This is a genomic window from Pseudomonas sp. FBCC-B35 (assembly GCF_059133755.1).
The window spans coordinates 4,361,782-4,384,871 of sequence record NZ_CP101439.1 but is presented as its reverse complement, the minus strand read 5'-3'; the positions used below and the strand labels follow the sequence as shown (position 1 = coordinate 4,384,871).

At 62.7% G+C, this 23,090-nt stretch carries 21 protein-coding genes; 10 read left to right on the top strand and 11 right to left on the bottom strand.

Going from position 1 to position 23,090, the window contains the following annotated elements:
- Position 1: 1 nt before the first annotated feature.
- The 8 genes from bioF to NMB38_RS19970 all read left to right on the top strand — a co-directional run bounded on the left by bioF (position 2) and on the right by NMB38_RS19970 (position 9,274).
- Positions 2–1,174, top strand: a complete 1,173-nt coding sequence (gene bioF / locus NMB38_RS20005; RefSeq protein ID WP_027913598.1) for an 8-amino-7-oxononanoate synthase — start codon at positions 2–4, stop codon at positions 1,172–1,174.
- Complete coding sequence (locus NMB38_RS20000; protein ID WP_088522859.1) at positions 1,167–1,898, top strand: alpha/beta fold hydrolase; 732 nt, start codon at positions 1,167–1,169, stop codon at positions 1,896–1,898. Before bioF ends, NMB38_RS20000 begins: the two co-directional genes overlap by 8 nt.
- Entirely contained in the window at positions 1,891–2,709 is an 819-nt protein-coding gene (bioC, locus tag NMB38_RS19995) for a malonyl-ACP O-methyltransferase BioC (protein ID WP_088522860.1), read from the top strand. The genes NMB38_RS20000 and bioC overlap by 8 nt, the downstream gene beginning before the upstream one ends.
- A gap of 9 nt (positions 2,710–2,718) precedes the next feature.
- Entirely contained in the window at positions 2,719–3,399 is a 681-nt protein-coding gene (gene bioD, locus NMB38_RS19990; protein WP_027913601.1) for a dethiobiotin synthase, read from the top strand.
- Positions 3,400–3,571: 172 nt separating this feature from the next.
- The gene (locus NMB38_RS19985) at positions 3,572–3,868 is read left to right on the top strand and encodes a pyrroloquinoline quinone biosynthesis protein PqqE (RefSeq protein ID WP_128610072.1); all 297 of its coding nucleotides are present in this window, start codon (positions 3,572–3,574) and stop codon (positions 3,866–3,868) included.
- A gap of 263 nt (positions 3,869–4,131) precedes the next feature.
- A complete protein-coding gene (locus NMB38_RS19980) occupies positions 4,132–5,937 on the top strand; it encodes a phenylacyl-CoA dehydrogenase (RefSeq protein WP_027913603.1) in 1,806 nt (601 codons plus the stop codon).
- Positions 5,938–6,089: 152 nt separating this feature from the next.
- Positions 6,090–7,373, top strand: a complete 1,284-nt coding sequence (locus NMB38_RS19975; protein WP_027913604.1) for a GGDEF domain-containing protein — start codon at positions 6,090–6,092, stop codon at positions 7,371–7,373.
- Positions 7,374–7,495: 122 nt separating this feature from the next.
- Entirely contained in the window at positions 7,496–9,274 is a 1,779-nt protein-coding gene (locus NMB38_RS19970; protein ID WP_490805775.1) for an acyl-CoA dehydrogenase C-terminal domain-containing protein, read from the top strand.
- A gap of 310 nt (positions 9,275–9,584) precedes the next feature.
- Here the strand turns inward: NMB38_RS19970 and NMB38_RS19965 are convergent, their stop codons facing one another.
- Positions 9,585–10,508, bottom strand: coding sequence for a LysR family transcriptional regulator (locus NMB38_RS19965; protein WP_028686632.1), 924 nt, complete (start codon positions 10,506–10,508; stop codon positions 9,585–9,587).
- Between the two features lie 202 nt (positions 10,509–10,710).
- Between NMB38_RS19965 and NMB38_RS19960 the strand changes: the two genes are divergently transcribed.
- Together NMB38_RS19960 and NMB38_RS19955 are read left to right on the top strand one after the other, a co-directional pair.
- Complete coding sequence (locus NMB38_RS19960) at positions 10,711–11,955, top strand: aspartate aminotransferase family protein (protein WP_345956438.1); 1,245 nt, start codon at positions 10,711–10,713, stop codon at positions 11,953–11,955.
- A 143-nt stretch (positions 11,956–12,098) separates the two neighbouring features.
- On the top strand, positions 12,099–12,257 hold the full coding sequence (locus NMB38_RS19955) for a YqaE/Pmp3 family membrane protein (RefSeq protein WP_012316587.1): 159 nt from the start codon (positions 12,099–12,101) through the stop codon (positions 12,255–12,257).
- Positions 12,258–12,294: 37 nt separating this feature from the next.
- Here the strand turns inward: NMB38_RS19955 and NMB38_RS19950 are convergent, their stop codons facing one another.
- From NMB38_RS19950 to NMB38_RS19905, 10 genes are all read right to left on the bottom strand, one after another.
- Positions 12,295–14,121 carry a S9 family peptidase gene (locus NMB38_RS19950; protein ID WP_490805774.1) on the bottom strand — a complete coding sequence of 609 codons (1,827 nt, stop codon included), beginning with the start codon at positions 14,119–14,121 and terminating at the stop codon, positions 12,295–12,297.
- A complete protein-coding gene (gene pqqE, locus NMB38_RS19945; RefSeq protein ID WP_027913609.1) occupies positions 14,087–15,247 on the bottom strand; it encodes a pyrroloquinoline quinone biosynthesis protein PqqE in 1,161 nt (386 codons plus the stop codon). Before pqqE ends, NMB38_RS19950 begins: the two co-directional genes overlap by 35 nt.
- Complete coding sequence (gene pqqD, locus NMB38_RS19940) at positions 15,219–15,494, bottom strand: pyrroloquinoline quinone biosynthesis peptide chaperone PqqD (protein ID WP_023532357.1); 276 nt, start codon at positions 15,492–15,494, stop codon at positions 15,219–15,221. The genes pqqE and pqqD overlap by 29 nt, the downstream gene beginning before the upstream one ends.
- Positions 15,491–16,246: a pyrroloquinoline-quinone synthase PqqC gene (pqqC, locus tag NMB38_RS19935; RefSeq protein ID WP_023532576.1), complete on the bottom strand. Its 756-nt coding sequence runs from the start codon at positions 16,244–16,246 to the stop codon at positions 15,491–15,493. The genes pqqD and pqqC overlap by 4 nt, the downstream gene beginning before the upstream one ends.
- Positions 16,247–16,287: 41 nt before the next feature.
- Positions 16,288–17,199, bottom strand: coding sequence for a pyrroloquinoline quinone biosynthesis protein PqqB (gene pqqB, locus NMB38_RS19930; protein ID WP_027913610.1), 912 nt, complete (start codon positions 17,197–17,199; stop codon positions 16,288–16,290).
- Positions 17,200–17,283: 84 nt separating this feature from the next.
- Entirely contained in the window at positions 17,284–17,355 is a 72-nt protein-coding gene (pqqA, locus tag NMB38_RS19925) for a pyrroloquinoline quinone precursor peptide PqqA (RefSeq protein ID WP_003243383.1), read from the bottom strand.
- Between the two features lie 127 nt (positions 17,356–17,482).
- Positions 17,483–19,810, bottom strand: coding sequence for a pyrroloquinoline quinone biosynthesis protein PqqF (gene pqqF, locus NMB38_RS19920; RefSeq protein ID WP_236166768.1), 2,328 nt, complete (start codon positions 19,808–19,810; stop codon positions 17,483–17,485).
- A gap of 47 nt (positions 19,811–19,857) precedes the next feature.
- Positions 19,858–20,664: a carbon-nitrogen hydrolase family protein gene (locus NMB38_RS19915; RefSeq protein ID WP_028686629.1), complete on the bottom strand. Its 807-nt coding sequence runs from the start codon at positions 20,662–20,664 to the stop codon at positions 19,858–19,860.
- A 13-nt stretch (positions 20,665–20,677) separates the two neighbouring features.
- On the bottom strand, positions 20,678–22,360 hold the full coding sequence (locus tag NMB38_RS19910) for a flavin monoamine oxidase family protein (RefSeq protein WP_027913612.1): 1,683 nt from the start codon (positions 22,358–22,360) through the stop codon (positions 20,678–20,680).
- A gap of 184 nt (positions 22,361–22,544) precedes the next feature.
- Positions 22,545–23,006, bottom strand: coding sequence for an Lrp/AsnC family transcriptional regulator (locus tag NMB38_RS19905; RefSeq protein WP_028686628.1), 462 nt, complete (start codon positions 23,004–23,006; stop codon positions 22,545–22,547).
- Positions 23,007–23,090 lie beyond the last annotated feature (84 nt).

Here is a 23,090-nt window from a genome sequence, read left to right as displayed (position 1 = left end):
CATGGCCTTCGACTTGGCCGCGCGGCTGGCCGACCGGCGCGCGGCGGACCTCTACCGACAGCGCCCCTTGCTGGAAAGCCCACAAGGGCCGCTGGTAGTGGTCGATGGCCAGCCGCTGCTGGCTTTCTGCAGCAACGATTACCTGGGCCTGGCAAGTCATCCTGAAGTGCTCGCGGCCTGGCAGGCAGGTGCTGATCGCTGGGGTGTGGGTGGGGGGGCTTCGCATCTGGTCATAGGCCATACCACGGCACACCATCAACTTGAGCAAGCATTGGCCGAACTCACCGGGCGGCCGCGAGCGCTGCTGTTCTCCACCGGCTACATGGCCAACCTGGGGGTAATCACCGCATTGGTGGGCAAGGGCGATACGGTGTTGCAGGATCGCCTGAACCACGCCTCGCTGCTCGACGGTGGCCTGCTCAGCGGCGCGCGTTTCAGCCGTTACCTGCACAATGATGTCGGCAGCCTGAGCGACCGCCTGGCCAAGGCCACGGGCAATACATTGGTCGTGACTGATGGCGTGTTCAGCATGGACGGTGATGTGGCCGATTTGCCGGCGCTGGCCCAGGCGACGCGTGCGCGCGATGCCTGGCTGATGGTGGACGATGCCCATGGCCTGGGCACCCTGGGTGTGGGCGGCGGCGGAGTCGTCGAGCACTATGGCCTGGGCGTGGACGATGTCCCGGTACTGGTCGGTACGCTGGGCAAGGCCTGCGGTACGGCGGGTGCGTTCGTGGCTGGCAGTGAAGCGCTGATCGAAGCGCTGATCCAGTTCGCCCGGCCTTACATCTACACCACCAGCCAACCGCCCGCCTTGGCCTGCGCCACCCTCAAGAGCCTTGAGCTGGTGCGGACACAGCCTTGGCGACGCGAGCACCTGGCGGCACTGATACAGCAATTTCGCGAAGGCGCAGAACAACTGGGCTTGCGCCTGATGGAGAGCCAGACGCCGATCCAGCCGATTGTCATCGGTGACAGCGCGCAAGCGCTTCGCCTGTCGCAGCTACTGCGCGAGCGCGGTCTGTTGGTGACCGCTATCCGGCCACCTACGGTGGCGGTCGGTAGTGCGCGATTGCGCGTTACCTTGAGCGCTGCCCACACAGCAGCTCAGGTGCAGCTATTGTTGAATGCATTGGCAGAGTGTTATCCACAGCTGGAGCGCGCCGATGCGTAACCGACTCGTACTGCTACCAGGCTGGGGCCTGGGCACCGCTTCTCTTGAGCCGCTTGCAGCCAGCCTGCGCGCCCAGGACCCTGGGCTTCAGGTGACGCTGATGCCCATGCCGGAGCTGGATCACTGTGACGTCCAGGGTTGGGTCGAGCACCTGGATCGCAAGGTACCCAACGATGTGTGGCTGGGGGGGTGGTCGCTGGGCGGTATGCTGGCCAGTGCCCTGGCCGACAAGCGCGGCGACCACTGTTGCGGCTTGCTCACCCTGGCCAGTAACCCTAGTTTCGTGGCCCGTGCCGATTGGCCTCACGGGATGGCCGAAGACACCTTCGGGACGTTCCTGGATGGTTGCCGCAGCCATCCGTCGGTCACGCTCAAGCGCTTTCGCACGTTGTGCAGCGAAGGGGCCATGCAACCGCGCACCTTGCTTCGCCAGCTGGGCGTAGGCGTTCCAGACACCGATCCGCTGTACCTGGCTACGGCGCTACAGGTACTGGCCCAGCTCGATACCCGAGCAGCGCTGGAGGCATTCGCCGGCCCGCAGCTTCATCTTTTTGCCGGCGCAGATGCCCTGGTGCCAGCCGAAGCTGCGCAGGCGTTGAGCGAGCTGTTGCCCGACGTGGAAGTGGGCCTTGTCGAAGACAGTTCCCATGCGTTTGTGCTCGAGTACCCACAAGAACTGGCCAGCGGTATCAAAAGTTTCCTGCATGAGAGTGGCGATGACTGATCTTTCCCAGCCAGGCTTGCCTGGCGCCTTGCCCGACAAACGCCAGGTGGCCACGTCGTTTTCGCGTGCGGCAGCCAGCTATGACAGCGTGGCAGCCCTGCAGCGTTCGGTCGGTATGAACCTGCTGACGATGCTGCCATCTGACCTCGAACCGACTCGCTGGCTTGATCTGGGCAGTGGCACGGGCCATTTCAGCCGGGTGCTTGCCGAGCGTTACGGGCCTGCAAGCGGTGTTGCCGTGGACATCGCCGAAGGCATGCTGCGTCATGCTCGCGATCGAGCCGATGGCGCCCAAAGCTACATCGTCGGCGATGCCGAGCGCTTGCCGCTGGGGGAGGGGTGCGTCGATCTCGTCTTTTCCAGCCTGGCCGTCCAGTGGTGCAGCCATTTTGCCCAAGTGCTGGAAGAAGCTTCGCGTATTCTGCGACCAGGCGGCGTCCTGGCTTTCAGCAGCCTGTGCGTGGGTACGCTCGATGAATTGCGCGGTAGTTGGCAGGCCGTGGATGGCCAGGTACACGTCAACCGCTTCAGGCGCTTCGACGAATACCAGCGTTCATGTGCCGCCAGTGCCCTCGAGACGCAGGTACTGCAACAGTTGCCGCATGTATTGCATTATGCACACGTGCGCACATTGACCCATGAACTCAAGGCGCTGGGGGCGCACAACCTCAACCCGGGTCGTCCTGCCGGGCTCACCGGGCGCGCCCGCATACAGAGTATGCTCCAGGCGTACGAGGCCTACCGCCAGCCCCAAGGGCTGCCTGCCACTTATCAAGTGGTCTACGGCGTGCTGCGCAAGCCTGTGGCATAGGAGTACTTCATGAGTCAGGCGTATTTCATTGCCGGAACTGACACCGATGTCGGCAAGACCACCATTGCAGCCGGTCTTCTACACGCAGCGAAGTTGCAGGGGTTGAGCACCCTGGGGGCCAAGCCGGTGGCATCCGGCTGCAGCATGACGGCCAAGGGCTTGCGCAACAGCGACGCCTTGGCGCTGATCGACGAGAGCACCATCAAGCTCGCCTACGAGCAGGTCAACCCATTCGCCTTCGAGCCAGCCATCGCCCCCCATGTCGCCGCGCGGGAAGCCGGTGTGACGCTGGCGGTGGCGCAGCTGCTGGCGGATATGCGCACGGTGTTGCAGCACCAGGCCGATTTCACCTTGATCGAAGGCGCAGGCGGCTGGCGGGTGCCGCTTTCGGGCCTGGCGAACCTGTCGGACCTGGCCGTTGCATTGCAGCTGCCGGTCATCCTGGTGGTCGGGGTAAGGCTGGGCTGCATCAGCCACGCGCTGCTCAGTGCCGAAGCCATCGAACGTGACGGACTGCAGCTCGCCGGGTGGGTGGCGAACATCATCGAGCCAAAAACGTCGCGGCTCGAAGAGAATCTGGCCAGCCTGGCCGAACGGCTGCCGGCGCCTTGTCTGGGCCGAGTGCCCAAGCTCAAGCAAGCCACGGCGGACAAGGTGGCCGAGCATTTGCAACTGGACTTGCTGGATTAACCAGCGCGTGTCTGCGGTAGCGGCGGGGCCAAGCGTGTGCAAGGTTAACTGACGCTGGTATGGTCAAGGCCTATCAAGTGGCACTGAGCCATTAGCGATTTAAACGGGCTTTTTGGTAGCTGGCCTGCTTTAATGAGGCCTCACCGTCATCCAGTGTCGATGGAGTCCTGACATGGAAATCACCGGTAGCTCCGCCTTCTACGCAGGCCTTGGTGCCATTCACAATGGTCAGAATCGCGTTGACCAGGCCGCCAGCCAGGTCGCCAACACCACCGCCGAACGTTCCGCCACCAGTCAGTCGAGTGATTTTCAGGCCGAGCGGCTGCGTGCCGTCGACAGAAGTCAGCAAATGGACCTGGCCACCAGCACCGTGCAAATGGCGCTGGGCAGAGCCGAAGTCGAGCTTGGCGCCAAAGTCGTCAAGGCATCCGACGAAATGCTGGGTCGTATCATCGACACCTACGCCTAACGGTCGATAGCGCGTTCCCGCCTGCCACACACCGCCCAGAGGCTTGCACTGCCTCGTTTTCTTTTCTTCGCCAGAAGCGTCCCCGTCCTCACGGGCGAAGTGGCGTGGGCGTTGATGGCGGATTCGCCATTTTTCGTGGCGTAAATGGCACCTCTGGCCCTTCTTGACATCCGCCAGCGGTAAACGTAAGTTTCAAACAACTGTTTGATAGACCCTGCCGCGTGCGCCGGTCCCCCACAGAACTCACCTAGAGGTTCATCGCGATGCCTGACTACAAAGCCCCCCTGCGTGATATTCGCTTCGTGCGTGATGAGCTACTCGGCTACGAGGCGCACTATCAGAGCCTGCCAGGTTGCCAGGACGCCACGCCCGACATGGTGGACGCGATTCTCGAGGAAGGTGCGAAGTTCTGTGAGCAGGTACTGTCGCCGCTCAACCGCGTAGGCGATCAGGAAGGCTGCACCTGGAGCGAGGCGGGCGTGAAGACGCCGACCGGTTTCAAGGAAGCCTACCAGCAGTTCGTCGAAGGCGGCTGGCCGAGCCTGGCGCACGATGTGGAGCACGGTGGTCAGGGGTTGCCCGAGTCGCTGGGCCTGGCCCTGAGCGAAATGGTGGGCGGGGCCAACTGGTCGTGGGGCATGTACCCAGGCTTGTCCCACGGCGCAATGAACACCATCTCGGCCCACGGCACTGCCGAACAGCAGCACACCTACCTGACCAAGCTGGTTTCGGGTGAATGGACCGGCACCATGTGCCTGACCGAACCGCATTGCGGCACCGACCTGGGCATGCTGCGCACCAAGGCCGAACCCCAGGCCGATGGCAGCTACAAGGTCAGCGGTACCAAGATCTTCATTTCGGCCGGTGAGCACGACATGGCCGAGAACATCGTGCACATCGTGCTGGCACGCCTGCCCGATGCACCGGCTGGCACCAAGGGCATTTCCCTGTTCATCGTGCCGAAGTTCCTGCCCAACGCCGAAGGCGCAGCGGGTGAGCGCAATGGTGTGAGCTGCGGCTCCATCGAGCACAAGATGGGTATCCATGGCAATGCCACCTGCGTGATGAACTTCGACGCAGCCACCGGTTACCTGATCGGCCCGGCCAACAAAGGCCTGAACTGCATGTTCACCTTCATGAACACGGCACGCCTGGGGACTGCGCTGCAAGGCCTGGCCCATGCCGAAGTGGCCTTCCAGGGTGGCTTGAAGTATGCCCGCGAGCGCCTGCAGATGCGCTCGCTGACCGGGCCCAAGGCGCCTGAGAAGGCCGCCGACCCGATCATCGTCCACCCGGATGTACGTCGCATGCTCCTGACCATGAAGGCCTTCGCCGAGGGCACCCGTGCGATGGTCTACTTCACGGCCAAGCAGGTGGACATCGTCAAGTACAGTCAGGATGAGGAAGAGCGCAAGAAGGCCGATGCCCTGCTGGCGTTCCTGACCCCAATCGCCAAGGCCTTCATGACCGAGGTCGGCTTCGAGGCGGCCAACCATGGGGTTCAGGTCTACGGTGGGCATGGCTTCATCGCCGAGTGGGGCATGGAGCAGAACGTTCGTGACAGCCGTATTTCCATGCTGTACGAGGGCACCACGGGCATCCAGGCCCTGGACCTGCTGGGCCGCAAGGTGCTGATGACCCAAGGCGAGGCCCTCAAGGGCTTCACCAAGATCGTGCACAAGTTCTGCCAGTCGCAGGAAGGCAACGAGGCGGTCAACGAGTTCGTTCAGCCCCTGGCTGCGTTGAACAAGGAATGGGGCGAGCTGACCATGAAGGTGGGCATGGCTGCCATGAAGGACCGTGAGGAAGTGGGTGCGGCATCGGTGGACTACCTCATGTACTCCGGCTACGCCTGCCTGGCCTACTTCTGGGCCGACATTGCCCGCTTGGCTGCCGAAAAGCTGGCAGCAGGTACCAGTGAAGCGGCGTTCTACACCGCCAAGCTGCAAACGGCACGCTTCTACTTCCAGCGCATCCTGCCGCGTACCCGCACGCATGTGGCTGCCATGCTGTCCGGTGCTGACAACCTGATGGCCATGGACGAAGAACACTTCGGCCTGGCTTACTGAGTCATCTCAGGTCGTATGCGAACCGTCTGCTTCGGCAGACGGTTTTTTTATGTCTGGCGCAAGCCAACAATAAAGGTACTCAAGTGTCCAGGTGAACGGCCGATCAACTAAGGGCACAATGCCACTATTGTTCTGCCAGGTTGGAATTGCCCTTGCTTCGCCTTAACGCTGTCCGCCCAAGCCATTTCGTACCCTCTCTCGTCTTGCTGGGGGCAGGCTTGGCTGCGGCTTACGTCAAGGACCTCAGCGTTTTCTTCACATCGCTTTTCAATGTGCTGCCAACCCTCGTGCTGTTGATGGGCGGCGCCTATTGCGCGGTGTACAGGCGCCAGCGGGAGCTGTTTCTGATGCTCACGGTCTACATCGCCTATTTCCTGCTCGATACCCAGACTGACTTCTATCGAGACAACGGCCGCGTTCGTGAAGATGCTGCCGTGATCTTCCACCTCGTGTGCCTGCTGTTACCGGCGTTGTATGGCCTTTATGGCATCTGGCAGGAGCGCACGCACCTGCTCCAGGACCTGGTCGCCAGGTGTGCGGTGCTGTTGGCCACGGCCGCAGTGGCGGCCGGCTTCGAGCAAAGCTTTCCCGAGGCACTGCTGGCCAGCCTGGCGGAAATCCGCTGGCCGATCTTGCACGGTCAGTGGATGAGCCTGATTCAGCTGGCCTACCCGGTGTTCATGGGCATGCTGGCCTTACTCGTCGTACAGTACCTGCGTGCGCCCAGGCCCCTGCATGGCGCCTTGATCGTGGGCCTGGTCGGTATTTTCTGGATGCTGCCCAAGACGTTCGTGTTGCCTTTCACGCTGAACATCATGTGCAGCCAGGTCATGCTGATGATTGCCACGGCAGTCGCTCACGAAGCGTACCAGATGGCGTTCCGTGACGAGCTCACCGGGTTGCCGGGCCGTCGCGCGCTCAATGAGCGCCTGCAGCGACTAGGGCGCTCCTATGTGATCGCCATGGCCGACGTGGACCATTTCAAGCGCTTCAACGACACCCATGGCCATGATGTGGGCGACCAGGTATTGCGGCTGGTGGCCAGCCGGCTTGGCAAGGTCAAGGGGGGAGGCCGCGCCTACCGCTATGGCGGCGAAGAATTCGCCGTGGTGTTCGCGGGCAAGACGGCTGACCAGTGCGTGCCGCATCTGGAAGCGGTTCGAGAAGCGATTGCCGGCTATGCCATGCACTTGCGTGACCAGAGTGCTCGTCCGCTGGATGACAACGCCGGCCGCCAGCGCCGCACAGGCAGCAGTGGCGACACGGTTACCGTGACCATCAGCGTAGGTGTGGCCGAACGGCAGGGCGATAACCGCAGCGTTGAAGAGGTGCTCAAGGCTGCCGATCAGGCGCTGTACGCTGCCAAGGCCGCGGGGCGTAATTGCTTGATGGTGCACGGCCTGAAAAATCGTCGGGGAGCAGTGCGGGAAGCGTGACCATAACTGACTACCTAGTCTCTTGATGACCCTATGTGTCGTAAAAGTTGTTCGGTTACACTGGTTCCACTACCCGTGCTGCGATGCTCATCGCCGCCCGTCCTGACCAGCGAGAGGTTGTCATGGCTGAATATATAGCGCCCCTGCGCGACATGCGCTTCGTACTGAATGAAGTCTTCAACGTGGGCCAGCAGTGGGCGCAGTTGCCGGGCTTGGCTGAGTTGGTCGATGCCGAAACGGCCATGGCGGTGCTTGAGGAGGCAGGCAAGGTCACTGCACGCAGCATTGCACCGCTCAGCCGCGCTGCCGACGAGGAAGGCTGCCGCTGGGACAACGGCGCGGTGCATACGCCTGCCGGGTTCATCGAAGCCTACGACACCTATGCTCAAGGCGGCTGGGTAGGCGTGGGTGGCGACCCTGCCTTCGGCGGCATGGGCATGCCCAAGGCGGTATCGGCCCAGGTCGAGGAGATGGTCAACGCAGCCAGCCTGTCGTTTGGCTTGTACCCCATGCTCACCGCAGGTGCCTGCCTGTCGATCAACGCCCACGCCGACGAGGCGCTCAAGCACACGTACCTGCCGAACATGTATTCAGGTGTGTGGGCAGGCTCCATGTGCCTGACCGAACCTCATGCAGGTACTGACCTTGGCATGATCCGCACCAAGGCCGAGCCCCAGGCTGACGGCAGCTACCGTGTGACCGGCACCAAGATCTTCATCACCGGTGGCGAGCACGACCTGACCGAGAACATCATTCACCTGGTCCTGGCCAAGCTGCCGGACGCACCGGCAGGCCCCAAAGGGATCTCCCTGTTCCTGGTCCCCAAGTTCCTGGTCAACGAAGACGGCAGCCTGGGTGCTCGCAATCCGGCGACCTGTGGGTCCATCGAGCACAAGATGGGTATCCAGGCCTCGGCCACCTGCGTAATGAATTTCGACGAGGCGGTCGGTTACATTGTGGGGGAGCCCAACAAGGGGCTGGCCGCGATGTTCACCATGATGAACTACGAGCGGCTCGGGGTTGGCATCCAAGGGCTCGCTTCGGCCGAGCGCTCTTATCAGAACGCTGTCGAATACGCCCGGGATCGCCTGCAAAGCCGTGCACCGACCGGGCCCCAAGCCAAGGAAAAGCCTGCTGACCCGATCATCGTGCACCCGGATGTGCGGCGCATGTTGCTGACCATGAAGGCGCTGACCGAGGGCGGACGGGCGTTTTCCAGCTACGTGGCCTTGCAACTGGACAGCGCCAAATACGCGCAAGACAGTGCCGTGCGCAAGCGCAGCGAGGAGCTGGTCGCGCTGTTGACCCCGGTGGCCAAGGCGTTTCTGACCGACCTGGGCCTTGAGTGCACCTTGCACGGTCAACAAGTGTTCGGTGGGCACGGGTATATCCGCGAATGGGGTCAGGAGCAGCTGGTGCGCGATGTGCGTATTACCCAGATCTACGAAGGCACCAACGGTATCCAGGCGCTGGACTTGATGGGCCGCAAGGTGGTGGCCAGTGGTGGCGCGTACTACCAGCTGTTCTCGAACGAAGTGCGTGAGTTCATTGCCGGTGCCGGTGATGGCATGGCTGCGTTTACCAGCCCCTTGGAAGCGGCGCTCGACCAGCTCGATGGCGTGACCGACTGGGTGCTGCAACAAGCCAAGGGCAATCCGAACGAAATCGGGGCGGCGTCGGTTGAATACCTGCATGCCTTTGGCTATGTCGCCTATGGCTACATGTGGGCATTGATGGCCCAGGCTGCACTGGCAGGCGAGGGTGATGAAGCGTTCTACCAAGGCAAGCTTGGCACGGCACGCTTCTATTTCGCTCGCTTGCTGCCCCGCGTCGATTCGCTTATCGCCTCGGTCAAGGCGGGTAGCGAATCGCTGTACCTGCTGGGTGCGGAACAGTTCTAGGACTGGCGCAGGCGATGAAGACGACTGTAGCGCAAGGGCTCGGCGCCAGGGTGGTCGCCATGACAAAGGGTGGTGATAGGAATGATTACCCTTTGTAAGCCTTTTCCTACAACACGTGGTGACTTTTCACCACTGTTCTCAGATTGGATCCAGGGTTATCTTTCTTCCATGGACGTTGCGCAGGAAGCGCATAGGACAGATCAAGGAAGACGACGAAGGATTTCCTGCCAGGATGGTGGGGCGATACGGATGTCACAGGGAAACAGTCTGAAGAACCCCGCCTCGGCGGGGTTTTTCTTGTGCGTCACGTTCAGCTCAGTGCATCCAGTGGCGAAGCCACCGGTCCGCGCAGGTTGGTTTCTTCTTCGAGCAGGCCACGCAGAAGCTCGATAGAGGCCTGTTGACGCTGAGCGTCACGAAACACCAGCCCTACTTTCAAGGGCACCCTGGGTTCACTCAATGGTTTCCACAGCAGCCCTTGCTGCGCCTGTTCGGCTTCCTTGGCACGGCCCGGCAGGATGGTCGCCAATGAGGTGTGTGACAGGCTGTCGAGAATGCCTGCCATGTTATTCATTTCTGCCTGAACCTGCGGGCGACGACCTTGGCTGGCCAGCTGGGCCTGCCAGATCTGGCGCATCTGGAACTCCTCGCCCAGCATCAGCATGGGCAATTCCGCCGCCTGGTGGATCGACACCTTCTTGAAGTCCTTGAGCGGGTGGGTCGCTGGGATGACCAACTGCAATTCGTCCTCGTACAACAAAACGCCATGCAGCCCAGGTTGGCGCGCGGGCAAATAGCTGATGCCGATATCCAGCGTGCCACTGATCAGGCGCTTCTCGATTTCCAGACCCGACAACTCATAGATCTGCACCACCAGGTGCGGCTGGGCCTTGCGCAGTCGTTCCAGAAGCTGCGGTACCAGGCTTGGCCGAACCGTTTGCAAAACGCCGATCGCCAAGGTGCGCAGTGCCTGGCCTTTGAAGTTTCGCATCGCCTCGTGGGCCCTTTGCAGGCCGTCGAGCAGGGGCAGGGCATGATTGTACAAGGTGTGCGCCGCCAGTGTAGGCAGCAGGCGCTTGTTACTGCGCTCGAAGAGGCTCAGGTCCAGGCCATGCTCGAGTTGGCGAATCTGCTGGGACAGGGCCGGTTGAGATAATGACAGACGCTCGGCGGCGCGCCCGACATGGCCTTCTTCATAGACCGCGACGAAATAACGCAGTTGACGAAAATCCATAAGTTCTACTTATTGAAAATACTGCTAAATCGAAATGTCGGAATCGGCATCCGGCGCCTAGTCTATCGCTGTATAACAACGGGTTACAGGCTTTGTGCGGACCCCACCGTTACCGCAGCCTGACTTCCTATTCATAGGTACGGCATTCAGTTGAATCAAAGCCGTTCCAGCCCTGCCCATCATCCTAGCGTGCAGAACTTCGATGAATCTGTTCAACCTTCGCCGTCCAGCGCGTGCTGTCGGGATTGAAACATTGCATGAGCCAGCACGTGCTCGGCCTCGTCTCGATACAGCGGCAATGGGCTCACCTGTTTTCGTCAGAGGGCAAGGCGCCTGGCTTTGGGACGACCAAGGCCGCGCGTGCCTGGACTTCAATCAAGGCGACGGGGTCAACATGCTGGGGCACAGCCCAGAGCCCGTGGTGAAGGCGGTGGCGAACCAGGCTCAAGCCTTGATCAACCCGGGCGTGGGGCGCTCGCATGAGGGCGTTCTGGCGTTGCGCGACCAGCTCTGCCAAGCAACCGGGAGTGACCGTGCCCTGCTTTTCGACAGCACGGCTCAGGCACATGAAGGTGCTGTGCGCCTGGCTCGCCAGTGGGGTGAGCGCCATCGCCACGGTGCTGGCCATATCATCGTTGCCCGCCAGGGCGGCGAAGCCGCGTATGGTGCGCCTGTGGCCAGCCGTGCAAGCCATTGCAAACCCGAACACGCCCCTCTCAGCCATGTGCCGTTCAATGACCTGGCCGCACTGCACGCGGCCGTGGAGTCGCGCACGGTAGCCGTCGTGCTGGAACCGTTGCAAAGCCAGGGTGCAATCGTTGCTGCAACCGAGGAATACCTCAAGGGCGCTGAGGCTCTTTGCCGCGAGCTGGGCATTCTGCTGATCCTTGATGAAGCGCACACCGGCGTGGGCCGCTGCGGTGCGTTGCTGGCCGAAACCCTGTACGGCGTGCATGCCGACATGGTGGTGCTAGGTGGCGGCCTGGGTGGAGGCGTTCCACTGGCCGCCTTGCTGGTACGCAGCAGCGCTGGCTGCACGCCGATGGCGGGCCTGCCGGATGCCTGGTACAGCAATGCGTTGACGGCCGCAGCAGGCCTGGCAGTCCTGAAAACGGTGCTGAGTGCGGGCTTCATCGAGCACGTGCAGGACACTGGCCGCCATCTACGCGAGGGACTTAGCCGCTTGGCGGGCCGCTTTGGCCAGGGCCAGGTCTGCGGGAGCGGGCTGCTGTGGACATTGCAGCTCAACGAGCCCCTGGCACGGGCGCTTGAGCGTGCGGCGTTGCAAGAGTGCCTGCTGGTCGGTGCGCCCCAGGCCGATGTACTGCGGCTCTCGCCGTCGCTTACCGTGACCCGCGGCAACGTCGACGAAATGCTGTTGCGCCTATCGCGCGCGTTCGCGCGACTGCACGCGGCCCAGGTCTCGGGGCGCAAGATGCCCGCCTAGTCCACCCACGTACAACCGAACCGTCTGGCGTTTCTGCGCACCGCCCTGGGTCTGTCACATTCGATCCAGGGCGTTTTTTTTGCCTGTGGAACCTCTGCAAGCGGCGGCGAGTCTGTGATGTAACCCCTTACGGAGAGACTCGCATGGACATTATTCGGATCATCATCGCAATCATTCTGCCGCCCTTGGGCGTGTTTCTGCAGGTGGGGTTTGGCGGAGCCTTCTGGCTGAACATCCTGCTGACCTTGCTTGGCTATATCCCAGGCATCGTGCACGCGGTGTACATCATCGCCAAGCGTTGAATTCCCTGCGGCTCACGGGTAGCCGTGAGCCGCAGGTTCAATGCTGCTCAAGCACCTTGCAGTAGAATCGCCATTCCTGTTCGAGCGCATGCTCAAGGTTACGGGCCTTGCGAAACCCGTGCCGCTCCCCCGCGTAGAAATGTGCCTGGGCCTCGATGCCATTGGCGTTGAGCGCTGCGAGCATGGCGCGGGTCTGCTCCGGCACCACGACCGCATCCAGTTCCCCTTGAAAGAACACCACCGGCACCTTGATTCGCTCGGCATGCAGGAGCGGCGTGCGCTGCCGGTAGCGCTCGGCATCCTGTTCCGGATCACCGATCAGCCAGTCCAGGTAGTCACCCTCGAACTTGTGCGTGGCACGCGCCAATGCAACCGGGTCGCTGACGCCATACAGGCTCGCGCCTGCCCGGAATACCTCCCTGAACGCCAGTGCGCAGAGGGCGGTGTAGCCGCCGGCACTGCCGCCACGGATGAACACTTTGGTCTTGTCGATCAGGCCATCGGCCGCCAGGCGCTCGACGGCTGAGCAAGCATCTTCCACATCGCTTTGCCCCCAACGCAGGTGCAACGCATGGCGGTACGCGCGGCCATAGCCGCTACTGCCGCGGTAGTTGAGGTCCGCAACGGCAAAACCTCGTTGCGTCCAGAACTGGATCCTCGGGTCGAGCACCGGATAGCAGGCCGAGGTCGGGCCACCATGAATGAAGACGATCAGCGGCGATGGCGTAGTGCTGCCTGCCGCCGGATAGAAAAAGCCATGGGCCAGCGCACTCCCGGTTCCGCAATGAAATGAGTGGGGCACGCTGACCCGATGCGCCGGCAGTACCTCGGCGCCCCCAGCCAGTATGCTCACTTCGTGGGTGTCACGCGCAATCGCAATGACCGCCGCCGGGCTGATGGGCGAGGCGGCGATGGCATACACGCAGGTGGCGTCCATGGCCAGGTGCCGAAAGCGGGTGTAGGCGCTGGCGAATCGCTCAGTGCGACCATCGGGCGTGCGCAGACCCAGTTGTCCGAAACCTGCTTCGAACCAAGTGGCCAGGTAATGCTGCGGCCCGAGTGCCAGCCAGGTACTGGCGCCCAATTGCCAGGGCGCTGCAGCATGGTCGGCAGGCTCGCTTGCCAGCGCTTGCCAGCCGTCGTCACGCTCGCCCCATGGCTGCCAGAAACCATCGCGATCGGACAGGCAGTACAGGCGGTTGGCCTCATCGAATCGGGGCTGCTGCAGCGATTCATCGCCCGCTGCCACCGTTTGCGCTGGCCCCCATTGGCCGCTGGTCTCGCGACGGCAGGTCATGAGTCGCGTTACCGTCCACGGCTGCGCCGGGCGATCCCATTCGATCCAGGCCAGGCGCTGCCCGTCCGGGCTGACCGTGGGCGAAGCGTAGAAATCGGCGCCTTCGACCAGCACCTGACGTGTGCCCTCGGCCAAGGCCACCAGACGGTGCTCCACGGTTTCGCCATGGCGCTCCTCCACGGCCAGGGCCTGCCCGCCATGCCATTGCACATCGCCATAACGGCAGGCGGGGTCATGGGTAAGGGCGCGCGGCGGCGTGTTGTCCAAAGGTTGGGTGTAAACCTGCTGGTCCTTTTCGTTGACGAACACCAGTCCGTCCCCGCCCAGGCAGAAACTGCCCCCGCCATATTCGTAGACACGGCTGCGTACACTGAAGCCGTCGGGGGTCAGGCAGCGTGCCTGGTGATGATGCCAGTGCCAAATGCGGCAAGCGTCGTCGGCAGGCCGAAACTCGACCCAGAACAGGCCGGCGTCACCGACCTTGAGTTCGGCGAAATCGGTGCCGGCGGCGACAGCCTGGGCGGCGGTGAACTCAGCCTCGGGCGATGACACGGGAGTTTCGTTCATTTCGGAAAGTCATCTGTTCTATGGCGAGGTCGGCGCTTTGCGCCTGCTCGCGGGCCTTCAGGATCAAGTCATGGTCGGGCGACTTGGCGCATACCGGGTCGGCATTGCTGGCATCACCGGTGAGCATGAAGGCCTGGCAGCGGCAGCCGCCAAAGTCCTTCTCCTTCTCATCGCAGGAGCGGCAGGGTTCCGGCATCCATTGGTAGCCACGGAAGCGGTTGAAACCGAACGACTCATACCAGATGTGTCGCAGGTCATGGTCGCGCACGTTGGGGAACTGCACCGGCAACTGACGGGCGCCATGGCACGGCAGCGCGGTGCCGTCGGGAGTGATGGTCAGGAACAGATTGCCCCAACCGTTCATGCAGGCCTTGGGCCGCTCCTCGTAGTAGTCCGGCGTGACGAAGATCAGCTTGCACGGGTTGCCTTCGGCTTTGAGCTTGTCGCGGTACTCATTGGTGATCCGCTCGGCCCGCTCCAGCTGATCACGGGTGGGCAGCAGCCCGACCCGGTTCAGGTGCGCCCATCCGTAGAACTGGCACGTGGCCAGTTCTACGAAATCCGCATCCAGGGCGATGCACAGCTCGATGATGCGGTCGATCTTGTCGATGTTGTGCCGATGGGTAACGAAGTTGAGCACCATGGGGTAACCGTGGGCCTTCACGGCGCGGGCCATTTCCAACTTTTGTGCGAACGCCTTTCGGGAGCCGGCCAGCAGGTTGTTCACTTGCTCGTCGCTGGCCTGGAAGCTGATCTGGATATGGTCCAGGCCGGCCTGCTTGAAGGCGGCGATGCGCGCCTCGGTCAAGCCGATACCGGAGGTGATCAGGTTGGTGTAGTACCCCAGCCGGCGGGCCTCGGCGATCAGCTCGGCGAGGTCCTGGCGAACCAGGGGTTCGCCCCCGGAGAACCCAATCTGCGCGGCGCCCATCTCGCGGGCCTGGGCCATGACCTTGAACCACTGCGCAGTGCTCAACTCCTGGCCCTGGGCTGCGAAATCCAGAGGGTTGGAGCAATAGGGGCATTGCAGCGGGCAACGATAGGTCAGCTCGGCCAGCAGCCACAGCGGCAGGCCGACTTCGGGCGTGGGCGGCAGATCAGGCAAGCTCGATCCAGTGTTCGGCACGGGCCACCTCCATGAACTGCTCGATATCGTCGGCCACTTCCGGCACATCGGGGAATTGCTGCTGGAGTGCGTCGATGATGGCTGCCACATCGCGCTGACCGTCGATCAGCCCTCCGATCAGGCTGGCGCTTTCGTTGAGCTTGATCATGCCTTCAGGGTAGAGCAGCACATGGCCTTTCTGGGCAGGCTCGTACTGGAAGCGGTAACCCTGGCGCCACCTGGGCACTTGCTGACGATCGAAATTCATAGGGTGATCCCTTTATGCCATACCCGTTCCTGGGTAACGGAGTGATAAGGCGGCCGGTTCAGCTCGTAGGCCATGCTCATGGCATCGAGCATGCTCCACAGGATGTCCAGCTTGAACTGGAGGATTTCCAGCATACGCTGCTGCCCAGCCCAGGTGGTGTAGTGCTGCAACGTAATGGCCAGGCCATGCTCAACGTCGCGGCGAGCCTGGCCAAGGCGCGTGCGGAAATACGCGTAGCCTGCCGGGTCGATCCAAGGGTAGTGCTGTGGCCAGCTGTCCAGGCGCGATTGGTGGATCTGCGGGGCGAAAAGCTCGGTCAGCGAGCTGCTGGCCGCTTCCTGCCAGCTGGCGCGACGGGCGAAATTGACGTAGGCGTCCACGGCAAAGCGCACCCCCGGCAATACCAGCTCCTGTGAGCGCAACTGCTCGGGGTCAAGACCAACCGCCTGGCCCAGTCGCAGCCAGGCTTCGATGCCGCCATCCTCACCAGGTGCGCCATCGTGGTCGAGCAAGCGCTGTATCCACTCCCGGCGCACCTCGCGATCCGGGCAGTTGGCCAGGATGGCGGCGTCCTTCATCGGGATGTTGACCTGGTAATAGAAGCGGTTGGCTACCCAACCCTGGATCTGTTCGCGGGTAGCACGGCCTTCATACATGGCCACGTGGTAGGGGTGGTGAATGTGGTAGTAGGCGCCCTTGGCGCGCAGGGCCTGCTCGAACTCGGCAGGGGACATCGGCAGTGCATCGCTCATTCGGCTGGCTCCTGGAAGTCTGGGGGTGGCGGGCAGGCCCGTTACAACTCGATGCTCATGCCGTCGAAGGCCACTTCCACACCGCGGCGCAGCACTTCGGCACGCTCGGGGGAGTCTTCGTCGAGGATCGGGTTGGTGTTGTTGATGTGGATGAGCACTTTGCGCTGGCGTGCAAAGCCGTCGAGCACCTCGAGCATGCCGCCGGCGCCGTTCTGGGCCAGGTGGCCCATTTCACGGCCGGTGCGCGTGCCCACACCGCGGCGCTGCATTTCGTCGTCTTCCCACAAGGTGCCATCGACCAGCAGACAGTCGGCGCCTTGCATCATCTCCAGCAGTTGCTCGTCCACCTGGCCAAGGCCGGGCGCATAGAACAGCTTGCCACCGGTGCGGGTGTCCTCGACCAGCAGGCCGAGGTTATCGCCTGGGTGCGGGTCGAAACGGTGTGGCGAATAAGGCGGCGCCGCACTGCGCAGCGGGAAAGGGGTGAACCGCAGGTTGGGGCAGGCCTGGATGACGAAACTGCCCTCAAGCTCGATACGGTTCCATTGCAGGCCGCCGTTCCAGTGGCTGAGCATGGTGAACAGCGGAAAGCCGGTGGTCAGGTCCTGATGGACCATGTCGGTGCACCACACCGGATGCGGGCAACCTTCGCGCAGGCTGAGCAGGCCAGTGGTGTGGTCGATCTGGCTGTCCAGCAGGATGATGGCGTCTATGCCGGTGTCGCGCAGACCCCGGGCAGGCTGCATGGGCGCGAAGGCCTGAAGCTGTGCGCGAATGTCTGGCGAAGCGTTGCACAACACCCAATGCACACCGTCGTCGGACAGGGCGATGGATGACTGGGTGCGGGCAGTGGCCCGCAGGGTACCGTCCCTGAAGCCCTTGCAATTGACGCAGTTGCAGTTCCACTGCGGAAATCCGCCACCGGCGGCCGAGCCGAGAACCTGGATATACATGGGTGCTCTCTATGCTGTGCGGAAAGTCATGCCTGAAAAACGAAAACGCCCCGGCAGGCCGAGGCGTCGTACCCTAAGCCGTGCTTAGCGGTTGGCGAAGTACATGGTGACTTCGAAGCCGATACGCAGGTCAGTGTATGCAGGTTTGGTCCACATGGGATTACTCCTTCCGAATGGGTTTGAGGAACGCTTGACTACTACTTGGGTACCGCCATGGGCAGGAGGTTCCCTGAATCAGGGTTGCGCTATCTTACAAGAAAACCGTTCATCCGAAGACTGTGTATCAGGAAAGTAGCGTTGCACCAGGTGCAATAATCTCGCGCTGCTTGGCCTGAAAGTCAGGTGGCGCGGCAGCGGTGGCCAGACAGATCCAGGGCGCCTGCCCATTGAGCAATGCGTCCTGCAGCCTGTCCAGATCATGCTGCCGCACATTGAGGATAGCCCTGCGTACGCCATCCAGCGTCCAGGGTTGTGTAGCCAGGTGTGTCTGCCAGGCCCACTCCACGACCTCGGCGTTGCTCATCACCGCTTCATCGAACTGATCGGCCAGCAGTTGCTGCGAGGAAAGATCGAGCGTGACGCGCTCGCGCAACAAGGTGACCACCTGTTCCAGGATCATGGCCGGGCTGGCGTGGGGCGATTGCACGCCGATCATCAGCCCGTGCACGCCCTCCACCTGGCGCATGGCGCTGAACACCGCATAGCCCAGTTGCAGTTCGACCCGCAAACGTTGATAGACAGGGCCTTGAAGCAGGTGAGCCAGCAGCCTGCCCGCTACCTCCATGCCCGCTGGCAGAGGGTAGAACAACAGCAGGGCATGCTCGCTGCCGTACCCGTCCACCGTGTGCCAACGACGGGCGGGCGGTGGGACGGGAACAGGCGCGCGGCCATGGCCAGGCAGGCCTTGCAGGACGGCTGCCAGTGCCCGCTGTGTATCTGTATCGAAACCCACAGCCAACCCACGCCAGGTGGCCTGTTGCCAGAGCCTGTCGAGTTGGGCCTGGCTTTGCCGTGACACGGTCTCCGCCTGCACGTCGAGGCCTGCCACGGCGTTTGGCAACTGCTCGAGCAGTGCCCTGATGGGCATGGGCTCATTGGGTGGTACCGCGCGGTCAGCCCAGCAGTCGGCCGGCGGGGCCTTCAACAATGGCAGGGCAATCCCCATGGCGGTGACCACGGCCGAAGCTACGCCTGCGCAGCGCAGCGCCCATCCCTGGCCGGCCCTGGCGAAACTCAGCTGTACCGAAGCGCGTTCGCAGCGCGCTTTGAGTGGGGCCAGGGCTTGATCCAGAACGGCATGCAGTGATTCCTTCAAAGCAAGGGGTACCTGCCAACGCACAAGCAGGGCTGCGTGCTGACGCGTGGCAGGCAAGGCGTCGCTGATGCTCAGTCCACCGGGTAAGGACCACTCACCGGTCTCAGGCAACGGTGTGTGCAGCAACGGCTCGCTCACAGGGAGCTGCCAGCGACCCTGGTCCGAATGGGGCAGGCTCGCCAGAAGCGCAGCAAAAGCGCGCTGGCCCTGTGTGTCGAGCGCGGTAAAGGGAAGCCCTGCGCTGTCCCTGCGTGCCAGCTCCATGGCGCTGGCGCTGTGCTCACGACGCCTTTGCAAGCGCCCGAATTCTCGATTGAGCTGCGCCAAGTCCGCGTTCTGCATGTATCCGAACCAGCCGTGAAGCAGGGCCATGGCCTGCCCAACAGCCACACCGGTGCCTGGCGTCAGATCGATGTGCCAGAGCAATTGCCCGGCGAAGGCGTAGAGCGTTTCAACCTTGATGGCCTGCAACCCGCAGTGCTGGCGCGCGGCAGCGAGCCACATACCGGGCCGGCTGTCGTTCAGGCAACTGATCAGCAGCGCTAGGGCATGCTCTGCGCCGGCCGGCATCTGGTCATGAGCGAACAGTTGCGGGTTGCAGCTTGTGCCCAATGGGGGTGGAGGGCGCCGCAGCTCGCGCGTGCCGCTGGCGAACAGTTGCGCGGGGGGCACGGCCAACTGTTCCAGTTCATCCAGGGACTGAGGGCCGCTCACCGCCAGCACCATTTGGCCTCCCTGGTAATAGCGTCGGTGAAAGTCCCTCAGTGCTTGCTGGAAGGCGGGGTCTTGCAGCGTTAAGGTGTAACGGTTACCGGCCTGGAAGGCGCGCAACGGATGACACGGCGCGACGGATTGCAGCAAGGCATGATGCGCCTGGGCCTGACGACTGCGCGACCAGGCGATGAATTCGGCGTGGATCACTTCGCGCTCGTCGCGTTGGCGGGCGATGGCCAGGTCCGGCTCGGCCAGCATCTGGCACAGCCGCATCAAACCGCCCGCCAAGGCTGTGGGCGGGGTTTCGAAGAAGAAGTCCGTCGTCCGCTCGCGGGTGCTTGCATTGACCTGGCCGCCGAGCGCCTGCACGTAGCGCATCAGGCCATTTTCGAGGGGATAACGCGTTGTCCCCAGAAAGAACAGGTGCTCGAGAAAATGCGCCAGCCCAGGCCACTTGGCAGGGGCGTCGTGGCTGCCCGCGTGCACCCTGAGCGCCGCCGCGGCGCGCTTGAGACGAGGGGCGTGGCGCAGGGTGAGCTGCAGGCCGTTGGCAAGGGTGAGCTGGCGGATGGTGTCAGGCATGGGGGCTCCGTGTGGTCCGACCATGCTAGCCTGCAAGCGCTGCGCTGTCAGTGATCCTGCCCAGGCGTTCGTCCGTGCAAGGCCTGACGCAGGTCGGTGAGGTAGGGGAATGCTCGACGGCCTTGCACCACGGCTTGCTGTTCCAGCTCGGCCAGCAGCAGGCATTCTTCATGGCCTGCCATGCCCAACACGCCGCCATCCGGGCCGACGATGCTGCTTTGTCCGCAATAGTCGATGGCGTCTTCCGTGCCGCAGTAGTTGGCATACACCAGGTAACACTGGTTTTCCTGGGCCCGGGCCCGCACCGTCACCTGGCAAACGAAGTCGTAAGGCTTCATGTTGGCTGTCGGGACCAGGATGAGCTCGGCGCCGGCCAAGGCCAGCCGACGGGCATTTTCCGGGAACTCGATGTCGTAGCAGATCAGCAGGCCGACTTTCCAGCCGTCCAGCTCGACGACCGGAAAATGATCCGGCCCCTGCGTGAACATCGTGCGATCAAGCTCACCGAACAGATGCGTCTTGCGGTAGTTGCCCAGGGTGCGGCCATCGGCAGCGATCAGTTGCGCGCTGTTGAAAACGGCACCGTTTGGGTCGCGTTCCGGGTAACCGTAGGCGATGGCGATACCATAGGTCTGCGCTGTCTGCATGATGTGCTGCGCTGACGGGCCATCGCAGGCTTCGGCCAGTTGCTGCACCTGGGCCGAGCCGATGTTGTAGCCGGTCAGAAACATTTCCGGGCAAACCAACAGTGACGCGCCCTGGCCGGCCGCCAACTGCGCCTGGTCGCGCAGCCGCTGCAGGTTGCCGGGCACATCCAGCGGGCCAGGCGGCGCTTGGAACAAGGCTATGCGCATGACAGCTCCTGGGTCAGTCGGCCAGCGCGATCGGGCCGATCTCGTCGAACACATCGCCTGGCCCCGGATTCTCGGGGTGGGTATGCCCGCCGAAGTGATTGATGATACCCCACACCGCATTGAGCGACGTCTGCACGGCGCCCTCCACCCAGGCAGGCGTCCAGGACACGTCGTCGCCGGCAATGAAGATGCCGCGCTGCTCGGCGGGCATGTCCTTTTGCATGAAGTGGGCATACATGCGTTGGTTGTAGCGGTAATGACCGGGCAGAGCGCCTTTGAAGGCGCCGAGGAAATACGGGTCCGCTTCCCACGACACCGTGATCGGATCGCCAATGATGTGGCCGGCGATGTCGGTCTTCGGATAGATCTTCTTCAGCGCGTCCAAGGCCAGCTGCACGCGTTTCTCGACCGGGTGTGGCAGCATTTTCAAGGCATCGCTCATCCAGGCATAGGACAGGCAGATGACCCCCGGCTTGTCGTCGCCGTTATCGAACAGGTACGTGCCGCGGGTCAGGCGGTCGGTCAGGGTCATGCTCAGCAGGTCGCGGCCGGTTTCCGGGTCCTTGTCCTTCCAGAACGGCCTGTCGACCATGACGAAGGTTTTCGACGACTGCATGTAGCGGGTGCGGTCCAGTGCCATCCACATTTTCTGGGAGAACAGCGATTCTTCGCAGTCGATCTGGGTGGTCAGCAACCACGTCTGGCAGGTGGCGAGCACGGCGCCGTACTGGCGGGTATCACCCCAGTTGTCGGTGACGGCCAGGCGGCCATCGGCAGCGCGCTGGATCCGCTTGACCCCGGTGCGGGGTGCGCCGCCATGCAGGGACCGCAAGCTGGTGCCCTCGGGCCAATGGGCGCAGCGCTCGGGCCGATGACGCCAGATACCTTGCGGTACCTGCTCCACGCCGCCCACGATCAGATGCTGATGATCATCGCAGTTGGTCATGACCACCCGGAAGATTTCCAGCATCGAGTTGGGGAAGTCAGAGTCCCAACCGCCTGTGCCGAAGCCTACCTGACCGAACACTTCGCGGTGCAGGAAGCTGAGCTTGGCGAACGAGCGCGAGGTGGCGACGAAGTCGTAGAACGTGCGGTCGTCCCACAGCGGTACGAGTTTGTTCCACAGCGCCTTGAGGCGTGGTACATCGCGATCACGGATCGCTTGCTGGATATCGGCGAATTGCGCACCGCTTTCCAGCGCGTCAGCCCAGGCGTCGGCCACTTCATGAAACAACTGGGGAAGATCGGCAGGGGTTTCGGCGTAGTAGGTCTGGCCTTCGAGGTCGATCACCGTGCTGCTGGAGGCCGAGCTCAACGGGTTAGGGAAGGGCTTGGTCTGCAACCCTAGCTTGTCCACGTAGTGATAGAACGCCGTGGACGAGACCGGAAAGCGCATGCCACCCAACTCGGCGACGATGCCATCGGTGCCATTGAAGGCTTGCGAGCGCAGCCGGCCACCCAGTTTCGAGGCTTCGTACACCACTGGCTTGAGCCCCAGTTTCATGAGCTCGTAGGCGGCCACCAAGCCGGCGATTCCGGCGCCGATGATCGCGACTTCCTCGCCGTGACGTTGCGCCGGAATCGTGCCCAGGCCTGCCGGATGCTCCAGCCAGTCATCGAAGGCGAATGGAAAATCCGGGCCGAAAATGGTGATGGGTTTCTTGCCGTCGTCAGGGTGCCGGTTGTTCTTGTTCATTGAAGGACCTTGCCAGAGCGGCTGCGCGATGTGCTGAGCCTGAGTATAGGAGACGTCTGGCGGTCATTTTAGAGAGGGGACGTTTCGTTATTAAGAAGCAGAATGAGGTCGAAATGTCTCAGGGTTGGTCATAGTGACGTGTCAGGTGAGCACTTTGACGATTTCGGCTTCATGAGCATGGGTTTCAAAGCGCCTGACCGCGATCCACCTTGCTGCTGAGGATGATCGACGTGGTGGTTTTTTCGACGCCCTCGACGTTGCCGATCCGGTCCAGCAACTGGTCCAGTTGCTCCGGTGACTCCGTGTGCAGCCAGGCCACGTAGTCGAACTCGCCGCTCACTGCGCACAACTGCCGCACAGCGGCCATCGTGCTTAGTCGTTTGACGACCTCTTTGCCCGAGCGTGGCTGCACCTTGATGCCCACATATGCTTGTAGCCCACCGCCCATCACCTGCTGCCCCAAGCGCACGCCATAACCGGAAATCACCTTGTTCTTCTCCAACCGCTCGAGCCGTGAGTTGACCGTGGTGCGAGCGATGCCCAACTGGCGCGCGAGCATGGCTACGCTTTCGCGGGCATTGATCTGCAACAGGGCGATCAGCTGTCGGTCGATTTCATCCAGGGCGAACGGGCGAGGGTCTGGCATGGCGTGGCTCGGCGAGCGAAAGGGGGGAGGTAGCCTAGCTAGGCTGGGTGGGTGGGGGCAAGGAGGATTGCCCCGCTGCGCTCA